The organism is Pseudomonas sp. GNP012 (assembly GCF_054343835.1).
Genome location: NZ_JBTGUU010000001.1, coordinates 5453704 through 5468619, shown reverse-complemented (window position 1 = coordinate 5468619; position 14916 = coordinate 5453704). Strand labels below are relative to the sequence as shown.

15 protein-coding genes are annotated in these 14916 nt (G+C 60.6%); 7 read left to right on the top strand and 8 right to left on the bottom strand.

All coding sequences use genetic code 11. The features are described from left to right. Positions 1-2 precede the first annotated feature (2 nt). Complete coding sequence (locus ACXX83_RS24855) at positions 3-1310, bottom strand: CitMHS family transporter (protein ID WP_015092872.1); 1308 nt, start codon at positions 1308-1310, stop codon at positions 3-5. Between the two features lie 417 nt (positions 1311-1727). Here ACXX83_RS24855 and ACXX83_RS24850 point away from each other — a divergent pair, with 417 nt between their 5' ends. Continuing rightward, positions 1728-2129 (top strand): GFA family protein, encoded by a 402-nt coding sequence (locus tag ACXX83_RS24850; RefSeq protein WP_015092871.1) that lies wholly within the window; start codon positions 1728-1730, stop codon positions 2127-2129. On the opposite strand, the gene ACXX83_RS24845 is transcribed toward ACXX83_RS24850, so the two are convergent. Then, positions 2130-2456, bottom strand: a complete 327-nt coding sequence (locus ACXX83_RS24845) for a DOPA 4,5-dioxygenase family protein (RefSeq protein WP_217836776.1) — start codon at positions 2454-2456, stop codon at positions 2130-2132. An 83-nt stretch (positions 2457-2539) separates the two neighbouring features. Here ACXX83_RS24845 and ACXX83_RS24840 point away from each other — a divergent pair, with 83 nt between their 5' ends. Next, positions 2540-3205 (top strand): NAD(P)-dependent oxidoreductase, encoded by a 666-nt coding sequence (locus ACXX83_RS24840; protein ID WP_217836775.1) that lies wholly within the window; start codon positions 2540-2542, stop codon positions 3203-3205. 59 nt (positions 3206-3264) lie between these two features. Here ACXX83_RS24840 and ACXX83_RS24835 read toward each other — a convergent pair whose 3' ends face one another. After that, complete coding sequence (locus ACXX83_RS24835) at positions 3265-4215, bottom strand: choline sulfate utilization transcriptional regulator (protein ID WP_458549859.1); 951 nt, start codon at positions 4213-4215, stop codon at positions 3265-3267. Positions 4216-4329: 114 nt separating this feature from the next. Here ACXX83_RS24835 and betC point away from each other — a divergent pair, with 114 nt between their 5' ends. The 3 genes from betC to ACXX83_RS24820 all read left to right on the top strand — a co-directional run bounded on the left by betC (position 4330) and on the right by ACXX83_RS24820 (position 8495). Continuing rightward, complete coding sequence (gene betC, locus ACXX83_RS24830) at positions 4330-5844, top strand: choline-sulfatase (protein ID WP_458549858.1); 1515 nt, start codon at positions 4330-4332, stop codon at positions 5842-5844. 16 nt (positions 5845-5860) lie between these two features. After that, complete coding sequence (gene choX, locus ACXX83_RS24825) at positions 5861-6781, top strand: choline ABC transporter substrate-binding protein (RefSeq protein ID WP_217836772.1); 921 nt, start codon at positions 5861-5863, stop codon at positions 6779-6781. A gap of 145 nt (positions 6782-6926) precedes the next feature. Beyond that, positions 6927-8495 carry a SulP family inorganic anion transporter gene (locus tag ACXX83_RS24820; RefSeq protein ID WP_458549856.1) on the top strand — a complete coding sequence of 523 codons (1569 nt, stop codon included), beginning with the start codon at positions 6927-6929 and terminating at the stop codon, positions 8493-8495. A gap of 90 nt (positions 8496-8585) precedes the next feature. Here the strand turns inward: ACXX83_RS24820 and aroE are convergent, their stop codons facing one another. Both aroE and hemF read right to left on the bottom strand, forming a co-directional pair. Further along, positions 8586-9407: a shikimate dehydrogenase gene (aroE, locus tag ACXX83_RS24815; protein WP_458549854.1), complete on the bottom strand. Its 822-nt coding sequence runs from the start codon at positions 9405-9407 to the stop codon at positions 8586-8588. A 13-nt stretch (positions 9408-9420) separates the two neighbouring features. After that, complete coding sequence (hemF, locus tag ACXX83_RS24810) at positions 9421-10335, bottom strand: oxygen-dependent coproporphyrinogen oxidase (RefSeq protein ID WP_458549852.1); 915 nt, start codon at positions 10333-10335, stop codon at positions 9421-9423. Between the two features lie 164 nt (positions 10336-10499). Here hemF and ACXX83_RS24805 point away from each other — a divergent pair, with 164 nt between their 5' ends. Next, positions 10500-11477 (top strand): NADPH:quinone reductase, encoded by a 978-nt coding sequence (locus ACXX83_RS24805; RefSeq protein WP_458549850.1) that lies wholly within the window; start codon positions 10500-10502, stop codon positions 11475-11477. 116 nt (positions 11478-11593) lie between these two features. Here the strand turns inward: ACXX83_RS24805 and tsaC are convergent, their stop codons facing one another. The 3 genes from tsaC to ACXX83_RS24790 form a co-directional block, all read right to left on the bottom strand. Continuing rightward, a complete protein-coding gene (gene tsaC / locus ACXX83_RS24800) occupies positions 11594-12151 on the bottom strand; it encodes an L-threonylcarbamoyladenylate synthase type 1 TsaC (RefSeq protein WP_126048420.1) in 558 nt (185 codons plus the stop codon). 54 nt (positions 12152-12205) lie between these two features. Further along, a complete protein-coding gene (gene dprA / locus ACXX83_RS24795) occupies positions 12206-13312 on the bottom strand; it encodes a DNA-processing protein DprA (protein ID WP_458549848.1) in 1107 nt (368 codons plus the stop codon). 81 nt (positions 13313-13393) lie between these two features. Continuing rightward, positions 13394-14218: a peptidoglycan-binding protein gene (locus ACXX83_RS24790; RefSeq protein WP_458549846.1), complete on the bottom strand. Its 825-nt coding sequence runs from the start codon at positions 14216-14218 to the stop codon at positions 13394-13396. Between the two features lie 187 nt (positions 14219-14405). Here ACXX83_RS24790 and def point away from each other — a divergent pair, with 187 nt between their 5' ends. Further along, positions 14406-14912: a peptide deformylase gene (gene def, locus ACXX83_RS24785; protein WP_007969867.1), complete on the top strand. Its 507-nt coding sequence runs from the start codon at positions 14406-14408 to the stop codon at positions 14910-14912. The last annotated feature ends 4 nt before the right edge of the window (positions 14913-14916 follow it).

Sequence of the window (14916 nt, the reverse complement as noted above, 5' to 3'; positions counted from 1 at the left end):
GCTTATAGGGTGCTGAACATCGGGAAAGTCCCCAACAGCAGTGCAGCAATCAGTATGCAGATACAAACCAGCACTGCCCACTTCAGGGTGAAGCGCTGGTGGTCACCGAAATCGATACCGGCCAGGGCCACCAACAGATAGGTCGATGGAACCAGCGGGCTCAACAGGTGGACGGGCTGACCGACGATCGAGGCACGTGCCATTTCCACCGCGGTTATACCGTAGTGACTGGCGGCTTCGGCAAGTACTGGTAACACGCCGTAATAAAATGCATCGTTCGACATGAAGAAGGTGAACGGCATGCTTACCAGCGCCGTGATCACTGCCAGGTACGGGCCGAGGAAATCCGGAATCACCGACAACAGACTTTTCGACATGGCATCGACCATGCCGGTGCCCGTCAGGATACCTGTGAAGATGCCGGCCGCAAAGATCAGCCCGACCACGGCCAGTACGCTACCGGCGTGAGCCGCAACGCGATCCTTCTGCTGTTGCAGGCAAGGATAGTTGACGATCATGGCGATACTGAACGCCACCATGAACAACACCGGCAACGGCAGCAGGCCGGCGATCAGGGTGCACATCAGGCCTAGCGTCAGGGCGCCGTTGAACCATATCAGCTTCGGACGACGGGCATCCGGGAACTGCGAAACACTGATTTCGCTGTGGTCGACTTCATCGCCCACCAGGTGCAGTTCACCCAGGCGCGCACGTTCACGTTTGCCGTAGAAGTAAGCGATGGCCAGGATCGCCACCACACCGGCCAGCATCGCCGGGATCATCGGTACGAAAATAGCCGACGGGTCCACGTGCAGTGCGCTGGCGGCACGGGCGGTCGGGCCGCCCCATGGGGTCATGTTCATCACGCCACCGGCGAGGATGATCAGGCCGGCCATGATCCGCGGGCTCATGCCGATACGGCTGTAGAGCGGCAGCATGGCGGCCACACAGATCATGTAAGTGGTCGCGCCGTCACCATCGAGGGAAACGACGAGCGCCAGTACAGCGGTGCCGACCGAAACTTTCAGCGGGTCGCCCTTGACCATTTTGAGGATCTTGCGCACGGCCGGGTCGAACAGGCCGGAGTCGATCATCAGGGCGAAATACAAGATAGCGAACATCAGCATCACGCCGGTCGGCGCGAGCTTGGTGATGCCTTCGAGCATCATCGGGCCGATTTTGGGGCCGAAGCCGCCGAACAGGGCGAAGATGATTGGAATGAGGATCAGGGCGATCAGCGCAGACAGGCGCTTGGTCATGATCAGGAACATGAACGTGATGACCATGGCGAAGCCAAGGAAAGTCAGCATGGGAGTACTCCAGGCGTAGCGCGGCTAGGGAATGGGCGGATCGGGCGGGATCAGCGCAGAACGGGAAGCACGAGATGTACGGACGGAGGCTCAGCGAAGTGGCGGGTAGGAGAGGGCATCAGAATCACCATTGTTGTTGTTAAATGGGCCTTTCGAGCAATCAAACACTCGCATTGGCCACCGGTCTTTTGCCGGTAGTGGCGGCGATCCTAATCGGGGAAGCTTTCAGCCAGCTTTCGCAGTTGAAAGCTTTGACCGGATGCACGACCGGTCGTCGGACGGGGGCAGGGAGGTGAACCGGGTTACGGCCTTCGCGAGCAAGCCCGCTCCCACACTGGATCTGTGTCGTACACAAAGCCAATGTGGGAGCGGGCTTGCTCGCGAAGGCGTCAGTCATTACGCAGCAGGAGGAATCTCATGAACAATGTTCACACCGGCGGTTGCCACTGCGGGCAGCTGCGCTATCAATTCAGCGGGCCACTGCACGATATCGTCCACTGTCATTGTTCGATTTGCCGACGGGTCAGCGGCGGCATCGTGACCACCTGGATCACCGTGCCGGCATCCGCCTTTCAATGGCTGGCCGGGACGCCATCGCGCTACGACTCTTCATCCACCTGCGCGCGTTATTTCTGCGGTCACTGCGGGGCGCAACTGGCGGTGGTAACTCACCTGAGCCCGGACAGCATCGACCTGACCATCGCCACCCTCGACCACCCCGAGCAGGCACCGGCACAGCGACACATCTGGACCGACAGCCGCTTGCCGTGGCTGCATCTGGACGAACACCTGCCCGGCGAGGCTGAAGAAACACTCTGATCAAAAAATAGACAGGTCCAGCGGTCGAATCGCACCCATCCAGATCGCATGCTCGGTGTGGTCACGCAGATCGTCGCCGGTGTCCGGGTGTAAAAACACCACCAGGCCCTTGCGGTTGAGCGCCAGCCACGGCAGCACGTCGCCCAGCACCTGTGGCTCGAACGCCAACTGGCAGCTCCAGTCCGGGTGCGGACCGACCGGGCGCTCGTGCACACGGCCCATTTTCACTGGAAACAATTGCGCCGCCCGCTCACACAGGGCCCGCGCCTGCCCGATCGAGTCGGCATCGAAGTAAACATGGGCGTGATAGCCCGTGATCTGCTGCATTGCAATCCCCCTGAAAGCTGTTCGAACCCTCACCCTTTCCTGCGGGTCACACGTCATATAGACGCTGGAAAAAGGGTTCAGCCATGAAAAATGCCGAAACCCCCGTTGTGAAAGTGGTGCTTTATGGTGCCATGAGTAGCCTGGGCAGTGCGCTGATGGCTGAAATGCTAAGGCGTCAGCATGAAGTGATCGCGATTCTCGATGACCTCAATGCGCTGGCACCCCGACCGGGGCTGCGCACCAAGACTGGCGACCTGTTCGACGCGCAACGGGTCAAGCAGAGTGTGGCCGGCAGCTCCGTGGTCGTCTGCTTACTGGACGCTCCTGGCTTACCGTTCAACAGCGAACACGTGGAAAAAACCATCGTGCCGGGTCCGGTCGAGCAAGTGCTGGCAGTCGACGCCTTGATTGAAGGCCTGCAAGGAGCAGGCGTTGCCCGGCTGTTTCTGGTTGGAGATTTCGCGGTGCTGGACGAGCCGGAGCTCGAGGACAGCCTGCAACGTCACGCCGCAGAGGAAATCCGCGAGGCGCTTCAAAGCAGTCCTTTGCAGTGGACGCTGGTTAACGAACCGCGCGGGGTACCGGGGCTGACCATCGAACATTTCGCCAAACCCGGTGGCAACCTCGAACCGGGGCTGGCCGAACCGCTCGGGCGATTGGCTCGCACCGCCGTGGGCATTGCCGATGAATTGCACCTGAAACTGCACATCCGCGAACACGTCAGTTTCATCGCGACCTCGGAACCTTGAAAGATCGCAGCCTTCGGCAGCTCCTACAGGCGCTGCCGAAGGCTGCGATCTTTTGACGCTCAAACCGCAATCGAAGGAAACGCCAACCCCGTCAACGACTCCGCGCTGCCCGCCTGTTCAGCCATCAACCAATCCACAAACTGCTGGATCAACACCCCACGCCGTTTACGCTGGGGCAAAACCACGTAATAGCCCAGCCGGGACATCACCGTTTCGCCGATCGGTCGACACAACAACCCTTGCGCCAGCAAGTTATCCACAAGGTGGCGCCAGCCGATGGCCACGCCCTGACCACCAATCGCCGCCTGAATCAGCAAGGTGTAATTGTCGAAACGCAGTTGCCCGGGCGCCGGGGGCGAGGTGATGCCCAATTCGCGGAATACGCCGCTCCAGTCGAACCAGTTACTGCTGTTTTCCCCGCGCAGATGCAGCAACGGAAACTCGAGCAAGACCTGGGGGGGCAAAGGCAGGGAACGCTCACTGAGCAACTGCGGGCTGCACACCGGAAACACTTCCTCACTGAACAGCCAATGGCTTTCACCCTGCTTGAAGCGGCCATCACCGAACAGTACCGCCACGTCGATATCGGTACGTAGCATGTTATGGCTGCGCTCACTGGTGACCAGGCTGACATCCACCTGCGGATTGGCCGCGTGAAAGCGATGCAGACGCGGCATCAACCAATAGGCGGCGAAGGCAAAATCCGTGGCCACCTGCAGCACTTCATGCTGTTGCTGGGCACTGATTGCGCTCAATCCTGCGTCGATATTCTGCAATCCGAGCTGAACCTGCTGAAAAAGTATCAGCCCGGCTTCAGTCAGCTCGATACCGCGATAAATGCGATCGAACAATCGGGTCGCCAGTTGTTCTTCAAGGCGCTTGATCTGCTGACTGATGGCCGGCTGCGTGGTGCCGAGTTCAACCGCCGCCGCGGTAAAGCTGCGCTGACGGGCTGCCGCTTCGAAGGCACGAAGCAGATCCAGTGACAGGTCACCCAGGGAGTCATACATAAGCTGCGCTTATCCTAGTCATTGCCGTGCATGGGCTTTACCGCGAAGAGCTTGGGTTTCATTCTCGAAGCCAGCACTCTCGCATAAACATCCACTATGGAATGCCGCGATCACATGAAGCGCAAGAACATTCTTTTCATCATGGCCGATCAAATGGCCGCGCCAATGTTGCCGTTCTACGGTCCATCGCCCATCAAGCTGCCCAATCTCAGCCGCCTCGCCGCACAAGGCGTGGTGTTCGACTCGGCTTATTGCAACAGCCCCCTGTGTGCGCCGTCGCGTTTCACCCTGGTCAGCGGCCAGTTGCCGAGCAAGATCGGCGCCTACGACAACGCTGCCGACTTCCCCGCCGACGTACCGACCTATGCCCATTATTTACGCCGCCTCGGCTACCGCACCGCCCTGTCGGGCAAGATGCATTTCTGCGGGCCGGACCAGTTGCACGGCTACGAAGAGCGCCTGACCAGTGACATCTACCCGGCCGACTACGGCTGGGCAGTGAACTGGGATGAGCCGGACGTGCGTCCGACCTGGTACCACAACATGTCCTCGGTGCTGCAAGCCGGCCCGTGCGTGCGCACCAACCAGCTGGATTTCGACGAAGAGGTGGTATTCAAGGCCCAGCAGTACCTGTTCGACCATATCCGCGAGGATGGCGACCAGCCGTTCTGCCTGACCGTTTCCATGACTCACCCACACGATCCGTACACGATTCCCAAGGCTTTCTGGGATTTGTACGACGATGCCGATATCCCGCTGCCTGCAACCCCGGACCCGCATGATCTCGATCCGCACTCGCAACGTTTGCTCAAGGTCTATGACCTGTGGGACAAGCCACTGCCTGTGGATAAGATTCGCGATGCCCGCCGCGCCTATTTCGGCGCGTGCAGCTATATCGACAGCAACGTCGGCAAACTCCTGCAAACCTTGGAAGATACCGGGTTGATCGACGACACCATCATCGTGTTTTCCGGTGACCACGGCGACATGCTCGGCGAGCGCGGCCTCTGGTACAAAATGCACTGGTATGAAATGGCCGCACGGGTGCCACTACTGATCAGCGCACCGGGACAGTTCGGGGCCGGCCGGGTCAGCGCCAGTGTTTCCACGGCGGACCTGTTGCCGACATTCGTCGAACTGGCCGGCGGCTCGCTGGAACCGGGCCTGCCGCTGGACGGCCGCTCGCTGGTGCCGCACCTGCAAGGGCAGGGCGGCCACGATGAAGTGTTCGGTGAATACATGGCCGAAGGCACCATCAGCCCGCTGATGATGATCCGCCGCGGTGCCTATAAATTCATCTATAGCGAAGACGACCCTTGTCTGCTCTTCGACGTACACAATGACCCTCGCGAACTGGAAGAACTCAGCCATTCGCCGCAACATCGCCAGCTGTTCGACGATTTTCTCGCTGAGGCGCGGGCGAAGTGGAATATTCCAGCCATCCACCAGCAGGTGCTCGCCAGCCAGCGACGCCGGCGTTTCGTAGCCGAGGCGCTGACCCTCGGCAAGCTGAAGAGCTGGGATCACCAGCCGCTGGTGGACGCCAGTCAGCAATACATGCGCAACCACATCGACCTCGACGATCTGGAACGTAAAGCACGTTATCCACAACCCTGCCAAAACCAATAACGTTAAGGGGAAGTCCATGCAAAGGTTATCCACAGTACTGACGGTCGGGCTCCTGGCTCTGGGCAGTGCATCGGCGTTTGCCGATCAGAGTTGCGAGACGGTGAAGATGGCCGACCCGGGTTGGAGCGACATCGCCGCGACCAACGCTATCACCGGGTTTCTGCTGGACGGCATGGGCTACAAGGCCAAGATCGACACCCTCGCGGTTCCGATCACTTTTGGCGGGCTCAAGGATGGCCAGGTCGATGTGTTCCTGGGTAACTGGATGCCGGCACAGCAGGGCTTCTATGACAAATTCGTCGCCAACGGCGATGTCACGCAACTGGCGAAGAACCTCGACGGCACCGAATTCACCCTCGCTGTTCCGGATTACGTATGGAATGCAGGTGTGCATAACTTTGCCGACCTGAACAAATACGCCGACAAGTTCGACCGCAAGATCTACGGCATCGGCTCCGGTGCACCGGCGAACATCTCGCTGCAAGAGATCATCAAGAAAAACGATTTCGACATGGGCCAGTGGAAACTGGTCGAATCCAGCGAGCAAGCCATGCTGGCGGAAGTGTCCCGCGCGGTGAAAAAGCAGAAATTCGTGACCTTCCTCGGCTGGACCCCGCACCCGATGAACGTGCAACTGAAAATGCATTACCTCAAGGGTGGCGAGAAGTACTTCGGTGACACCGGCAGCGTGCACACACTGACCCGCAAAGGTTATGCACAGGCCTGCCCGAACGTTGGCAAACTGCTGACCAACCTGAGTTTCACCCAGGATATGGAAAACAGCATCATGGCCGAGGTGGTGAACAACAAGGTCAGCAACGCCGACGCAGCCAGGGCGTGGATCAAGGCCAACCCTGCGGTGCTGGACAAGTGGCTTGATGGAGTGAAGACCGTGGATGGCAAGGACGCGCTGCCGGCGGTCAAAGCCAAGTTGTAACCAATACTTGTGGGAGCGGGCTTGCTCGCGAAGGCGGTGGATCAGTCGACATTAATGTTGTCTGACCCACCGCCTTCGCGAGCAAGCCCGCTCCCACAGATCATGTCCTGCTACCCTTGCGCAAAATTCCCGACCGAGAGGCCCCATGGCCCTGCCAAGCCGCCATTCACTCTTTCCATTCCTCAGTTGGTTGCCCAAGCAAACCCGCGCCAGCGTCGGGCGCGACCTGGTCGTCGGCCTCAGCGGCGCAATTCTGGCGTTGCCGCAATCCATTGCCTACGCGCTGATTGCCGGCCTCCCTCCGGAATACGGCCTCTATGCCGCAATCATCCCGGTGCTGATCGCCTGCCTCTGGGGTTCGTCGTGGCATTTGATCTGCGGTCCTACAGCGGCCATCTCGATTGTCCTGTACGCCAGCGTCAGTCCTCTGGCCGTTCCGGCGACGCAGGACTACGTCACCGTGATCCTGTTGCTCACCTTCCTGGCCGGCATCTTTCAATGGCTGCTGGGTTTGCTGCGGTTTGGCGCGCTGGTGAATTTCGTCTCGCACTCGGTGGTGCTCGGCTTCACCCTTGGGGCGTCCGTGGTGATTGCCATCGGTCAATTGCCTAACCTGCTGGGACTTGACTTGCCCAGCCAAGCCACCGCGCTGGACAGTTTCATCACGTTATTGCGCCATCTCGGCGAAATCGACAAACCTTCGCTGGCGCTGGGGCTGGCAACGGTGGTGGTGGGCGTGCTCCTCAAACTGTGGTTGCCACGCTGGCCGACGCTACTGATCACCCTGATCCTTGGCGGACTGCTGGCCTGGCTTTGGCCGTCGATGTTCGGCCATGTGCAACTGGTCAGCGCCTTCACCGGCAAGCTGCCGCCTTTCAGTCCGTTGCCGCTGGATCTCGATCTGATCCTGCGCCTGCTGCCCAGCGCCGTGGCGGTTGGCATGCTCGGGCTGGTCACCAGCCTGTCGATTGCCCGCTCGATCTCGGCACGTTCGCAGCAACTACTCGACGCCAACCAGGAAGTTCGCGCCCAGGGCTTGTCGAACATGGTCGGCGCGTTTTTTTCCGGATCGCTGTCGGCCGGCTCTTTCACTCGCTCAGGCCTGAGCTATGAAGCGGGCGCCTGTTCGCCACTGGCCGGGATTTTTTCGGCATTGTGGGTTGCGCTGTTCGCGATCTTCGGCGCGAGCCTGATCGCGCATATCCCGATTCCGGCCATGGCCGGCAGCATTCTGTTGATCGCCTGGGGCCTGGTGGACCATCGCGGCATTCGCGCGTTGTTGCGGGTCAGCCGCGCCGAGTTCGTGGTCATGGCGCTGACCTGCGTCGCTACGCTGCTGCTGGAATTGCAGACGGCGATCTACGCCGGCGTATTGGCCTCGCTTTTTTTCTATCTCAAACGCACATCGCAGCCACGGGTGCAGCATGTACGTGATGGCGATGAGGACATTCTGCGGGTTGGCGGTTCGATCTTTTTCGGTGCCAGCCACTACCTGCAAGTACGCCTGCAACGCATGCACGGCGCGCGCGTGGTGATCGAGGCGCAGCAGATCAACTTCATCGACTACTCAGGGGTGGAAATGCTGCACCAGGAGGCGCGACGATTGCTGCGCCAGGACCGCAGCCTGACCTTGCGCCGGGCCCGGCCGCAGGTGGTGGAAGAGCTTAGGAAGCTTGAGGGCGCGGAAAAGTGCCCGATTCAGTTTGAGGACTGAGCCGAAATCGGTGTCGCGCCATTCGCGAGCAGGCTCGCTCCCACAGGTTCTTGGTGACCCCCTGTGGGAGCGAGCCTGCTCGCGAAGCTTTTAAAGGGCCAATTGCCGGCGAAGTTCAGCCAGCACCGGCGTTGTATCCGGTCGCACGCCGCGCCACAGGAAAAACGCTTCCGCGGCCTGCTCGGCCAACATCCCCAAGCCATCCATCACCACCGCCGCCCCGTGTTCGCTGGCCCAGCGGCAGAATGAGGTCGGCTCCTTGCCGTACATCATGTCGTAGCACACCGTTTTGCCTGGTTCGATCAGGCTCGGCGCAATCGGCGGCACATCGCCCGTGAGGCTCGCGGAAGTCGCGTTGATGATCAGGTCCACCGACTCCTGCAACCAGTCATAGCCACTGGCCGAGACCGGCCCCAGATCGCAGAACAGCTCCGCCAGCAGCTCGGCCTTGTCCACCGTGCGGTTGGCGATGATCACCGAAGCCGGCTGCTCGGCCAGCAGCGGCTCCAGGGCACCGCGCACCGCGCCGCCAGCGCCGAGCAGCAGGATACGTTTGCCCTTGAGGCTGAATCCGGCGTTAACCGTCAGGTCCCGCACCAGCCCGGCACCGTCGGTGTTGTCGCCCAGCAGGCTGCCATCGGCCAGTTTGCTCAAGGTATTGACCGCACCGGCGCGCTGCGCCCGCGCCGTCAGGCTGTTCGCCAGCCGGTAGGCCTCTTCCTTGAACGGCACCGTCACGTTGGCGCCGCGTCCTTCGAGGAAAAACGTCCGGGCACAGGTGGAAAAGTCGTCCAGCGGCGCCAGCAGCGTGTTGTAGTCCAGCTTTTGCGCGGTCTGCTCGGCGAACAGGCGGTGGATCAACGGTGATTTGCTGTGGCCAATCGGGTTACCGAATACGACATAACGGTCCATCAGGATTCCTCGTTCAAGCTTCGGCCAACCAATCGCGGTCCTGCAGGAAGTATTCGGTCAGGCGCGCTTCTTCGCTGCCAGGCTCGGCCTTCCAGTCGTAGCCCCAGCGCACTTGCGGTGGCAGCGACATCAAGATCGACTCGGTACGCCCACCCGATTGCAGGCCGAACAACGTGCCGCGGTCGTAGACCAGGTTGAATTCAACGTAGCGGCCACGGCGGAATTCCTGGAACTCACGCTGATGGGCGGTGAACGCGTCGTTCTTGCGGCGCTGCACGATCGGCAGGTAAGCATCGATGTACGCGTCACCGATGGCACGCATGAAGGCGAAGCTGGTGTCGAAATCCCACTCGTTCAGGTCGTCGAAAAACAACCCGCCGATGCCACGCGGCTCGTGACGATGCTTGATGTGGAAGTAGCTGTCGCACCAGGCCTTGTAACGCGGGTAGACGTCCGGGCCGAAAGGCGCACAGGCCTGCTCGGCGATGCGATGCCAGTGGATGCAGTCTTCTTCGTTACCGTAATACGGGGTCAGGTCGAAGCCGCCGCCAAACCACCAGACCGGTTCTTCACCTTCTTTTTCAGCGATGAAAAAGCGCACGTTGGCGTGGGAAGTCGGCACATGGGGGTTGTGCGGGTGAATCACCAGCGACACGCCCAAGGCTTCAAAACCACGGCCCGCCAGTTCCGGCCGGTGGGCGCTGGCTGAGGGAGGGAGACCGCTGCCGAAGACGTGGGAAAAGTTCACGCCACCCTTTTCAATCACCGTGCCGTTTTCAATCACGCGGGTGCGACCGCCACCGCCGGCCGGCCTGGTCCAGGCGTCTTCGACGAATTGCGTGCCACCGTCTTCGGCTTCCAGGGCGGCGCAGATACGGTCTTGCAGGTCGAGCAGGTAGGCTTTTACGGCCTCGGTGCGGGTCGTCATGTCATCACCTTGAATCGGGCAAAACTACGCGGCGCTCCGTTGGAGCGGGGGTCAGCGCAAATGGGCCCGTAGCATACCATCGCAAGTCCACCCGTCGCAGTTGACGAAGATCAAGCTTAGGAGTCCGATAGGGCGCTTGGTAAAACGACCTATGGAGAGTTCAGATGGCAAAGCGTATCCAGTTTCGCGCCCATGGCGGCCCCGAAGTGCTCGAGTATGTGGATTACCAACCCGCCGAGCCAGGTCCGAAGGAAGTGCGCGTGACCAACAAGGCCATCGGCCTGAACTTCATCGACACCTATTACCGTAGCGGCCTTTACCCGCCGCCATCCCTGCCATCGGGCCTCGGCTCGGAGGGTGCGGGCGTGGTCGAGGCGGTAGGCAGCGAGGTGTCCCGCTTCAAGATTGGTGATCGCGTGGCCTATGGCAGCGGCCCTCTGGGCGCCTATAGCGAAGTTCATGTGTTGCCCGAGGCCAATCTGGTGAAACTGCCGGACGCCATCAGCTTCGAACAGGCCGCAGGCATGATGCTCAAGGGCCTGACCGTGCAGTACCTGCTGCGTCAGACTTACGAGCTCAAGGGTGGCGAAACCATCCTGTTCCACGCCGCAGCCGGCGGGGTAGGCTCACTGGCCTGCCAATGGGCGAGGGCCTTGGGCGTGAAGCTGATCGGTACGGTCAGTTCGGCCGAGAAAGCCGCACTGGCCAAGGCCAACGGCGCTTGGGCGACCATCGACTACAGCCATGAAAACGTCGCCCAGCGCGTGCTGGAATTGACCGACGGCAAAAAAGTCCCGGTGGTGTACGACGGCGTTGGCAAGGACACCTGGCTGACGTCACTCGACAGCGCCGCACCGCGTGGCCTGGTGGTGAGTTTCGGCAATGCGTCCGGCGCGGTCGATGGCGTGAACCTGGGGATCCTGGCGGGGAAAGGCTCGCTGTATGTGACCCGGCCAACCCTGGGCACTTATGCGAACAACGCCAAGAACCTGCAACGCATGGCCGACGAGTTGTTCGAGATGATCATCAGCGGCAAGCTGACCGTGGACATCAGTCAGCGTTTTCCACTGGCTGACGCGGCGAAGGCGCAGACCGAGTTGTCGGCACGGCGTACGACGGGTTCGGTTGTTCTGTTGCCCTGAATGGGTAGTTGACTGGTAGGGCCCCTTCGCGAGCAAGCCCGCTCCCACACTGGATTTGTGAACGACAAAGATCCAGTGTGGGAGCGGGCTTGCTCGCGAATGAGGTTAACCCGGTCTCAATCCGGGCGCACAACCTTGCCGGTCGCCAGATCGCGAATCACGCTCGGGTTCTTGCGCCCACCCAGATTGCCACCCAGTACCAGATCGAGCTGCCCACGGAAGTACTGCTCGACGCGAATCCGCGTACGTGCCGCCGGGCGCCCCTGCGGGTTGGCCGACGTCGATACCAGCGGCCCGACCAGCGCGCACAAGTCCCGCACCAATGGGTGATCACTGACCCGCAGCGCCACAGTTTCATGCACGCCGGTAATCCACTGCGGCAGCAGGTTCTGGTGCGGCACCAGCCAGGTGTTCGGCCCCGGCCAGGTACTGGCCATGCGGTCCATCCACAATTCGGGGAAGTCATCGAAGAGGAAATCGAACTGACGGATGTTGTCGGCGACCAGGATCAGTCCTTTATCCTCAGACCGCCCCTTGATCAGCAGCAGTCGCTCCACCGCTTCCTCGTCCCACGGGTCGCAACCCAGGCCCCAGACTGCTTCGGTTGGGTAGGCAATCACCGCCCCGGCGCGAATTGCTTGCGCGGCTTGTTGCACACGCCAACTGTTGACCATGAAAAACTCTCCAGAATAAGGCTCTGCGCAGTTTACCGATCTTGTTTATAAAACCTAGCTCACCCGTGCAAACCAGCGCCCGCTTTCGCAAATAGCGCGACCGTCCATTTCAAGTTCCGTCAACGCCGCCAGCACTTTCGGCAAGGTCCAGCCGCTTGCGTCGGCCAACGCTTCACTGGTGAGAGGTGCGGCATGCAGCAACTTCAACAGGGGGTGAGTCGTTTCAGGGGTGAAGGATTCCGTGGATAAAGGCAGTCGTTGCCAGCCGCGCAAGGCTTCGAGGATATGTTCGATGGTTTCCACCAGCACCGCACCGTCGCGAATCAACTGATGGCAGCCGCGGGCACCGGGATGATGGATCGACCCGGGCATCGCAAACACCTCGCGCCCCTGTTCCGCCGCCAGCCTCGCGGTGATCAGTGAACCGCTGGCGACACTGGCTTCGACCACCAGCACTCCGAGGGACAAACCACTGATGATCCGGTTGCGCCGGGGGAAGTTGCCGGCGCTGGGGCCTGCATCCAGCGGAAACTCCGAAAGTACCGCGCTGCCCGAGGCGATCATGGCGTCCGCAAGGCGTCTATTTCTCTGTGGATAAAACTTCTCGAGCCCCGTGCCGAGCACACCGACCGTTTGCCCGCCAATGTCCAGCGCGGCCTGATGTGCGGCGGCGTCAATGCCCAGGGCCAGGCCGCTGGTAATGACAAAACCGGCACCCGCCAGGCTTCGGGAAAACGCGGCAGCGGTGTCCATCCCCGGCCGGGAAGCGCGACGGCTGCCAACCATCGCCAGTTGTGGTTTTTCCAGAATGCCGGGATCGCCGGCGACAAATAACAGCGGTGGTGCATCGCTGATTTGTGCCAGCAGCGCCGGGTAGTCCGGTTGGTCCCACATCAGCAAATGCTGGGCCGGATGCTCTAGCCAGGCCAATGCATGACTGGCGCCGTCACGGATCTCAGCGCTACGCCTGGCCTCGGAACAGGCCAGTGGCAAACCCAGCGCGCGCCAGGCACTGGCCGGTGCACTGAGGGCTTTGGATGCCGAGCCGAAGGCTTCGAGCAATTTCTTGAAGCGCGCCTGGCCGAGTTCCGGCAAACGGTGCAGGCGTAAACGAGCTTCCAGTTCCGCGGGGGAAACCGGTGTAACGGCAGGCAGCGACATGGATCATCCTTGATCGTTATGAGCACCCGTACAAACGGGAATAAGCTGTGGATAACTCTGTTGGTAACTTGTGAAGCACTCCTACGGATTTCGTACCTTGTCCATCACCGACAGCGAGCGCGAAGCGCTAAGCACCAGCCCATAACTGAGTTTGTCGTAGGTACGGAAAACCATCAGCAGACCGGCGCGCTCATCAGGAATTTTCAACGGCTGGCCGGTGATCCGGTCCCGCACTGTTTCGCCGGTTTTCATCACTGCCAGCAGATTGCCTTCGGCCAGACCGTCGCGCTGCCCCTTGTTCAGGGTAACCACGTCCAACTCGCCGATCTGCGTGACCCCGCGCGGAACATCGATGATCAAACCGTTGATTTCATGGCTCGGTGCCCTGGGCATGAAGTTCGAGTTGATCGCGTGCTCTTCACCACTGAACAAGCGATCGCCGAGGCGGACCTCCTGGGTCGTGCGTTGCAACTCCAGGGTGGCGACGTCACCTTCGATGGCCACGACATCGCCGCCGCCAATGTCGTCAGCGTTAATCCCCAGGATTTCCTTGCTCTGCGGATCGGTGTAGACCTTGCCTTGGCGGAAGATACCGTACGCCGGTTGCGCCGGATCGAAATGGCCGCGGGCAAAGATGCGGTCACCCGCGCCGCTGAGCACCCGTTCGGAATCACCAGCGACGATGTAAGGCGCCTTGGTGAAATCCTCGGCCTTGTCGACGATGCGGTTGCTCAGCAGAAAGCTGTTGATCGATTTCAGCGCAATGCCGGGGATAACCTCGGTCACCGGGCTGCTGCGAACCTGAGGCGACAGCTTTATGGTGGGAATATCTTCCCGAAGTTGCACCTGCCCGTACGCCCAGCCTGCCGAAGCCAGGAGCAGCAGGGCGAGTAGTGATTTCCTCATGCGGTGAATCCCTTTATTATGTGCATTCGCGTGAAACGCCAGAGCCGTCAGTGGCTCGCTCCCGGCATGCTTGTCAAAACTTGCTTGTCAACAGAAGGGAGCTACGTTTTACAACGGTAGCCTGCATTTCTTCGGACCCGCCAGGCCATCGACCCGACCTTACTTCACACGTGCACTGATCAAGCTTATGGCCATTTTAAACATCCTCGAATTCCCTGATCCGCGTCTGCGCACTATCGCCAAGCCAGTGGCCGTAGTGGACGACGAAGTGCGTCAGTTGGTCGACGACATGTTTGAAACAATGTATGAAGCGCCTGGCATCGGCCTCGCCGCTACCCAGGTCAACGTGCACAAACGTATCGTCGTGATGGACCTCTCCGAAGACCGCACCGAGCCTCGAGTGTTCATCAACCCCGAGCTCGAACCGCTGACCGACGACATGGGCCAGTACCAGGAAGGCTGCCTGTCGGTGCCGGGCTTCTACGAAAACGTCGATCGCCCGCAACGGGTCAAGGTCAAGGCACTGGACCGCGACGGCAAGCCATACGAACTGATCGCCGAAGATTTGCTCGCGGTGTGCATCCAGCACGAATGCGACCACCTCAATGGCAAATTGTTCGTCGATTACCTGTCCACGCTCAAACGCGACCGCATCAAGAAGAAACTGGAAAAGCTTCATCGCCAGAACGCCTGATGCC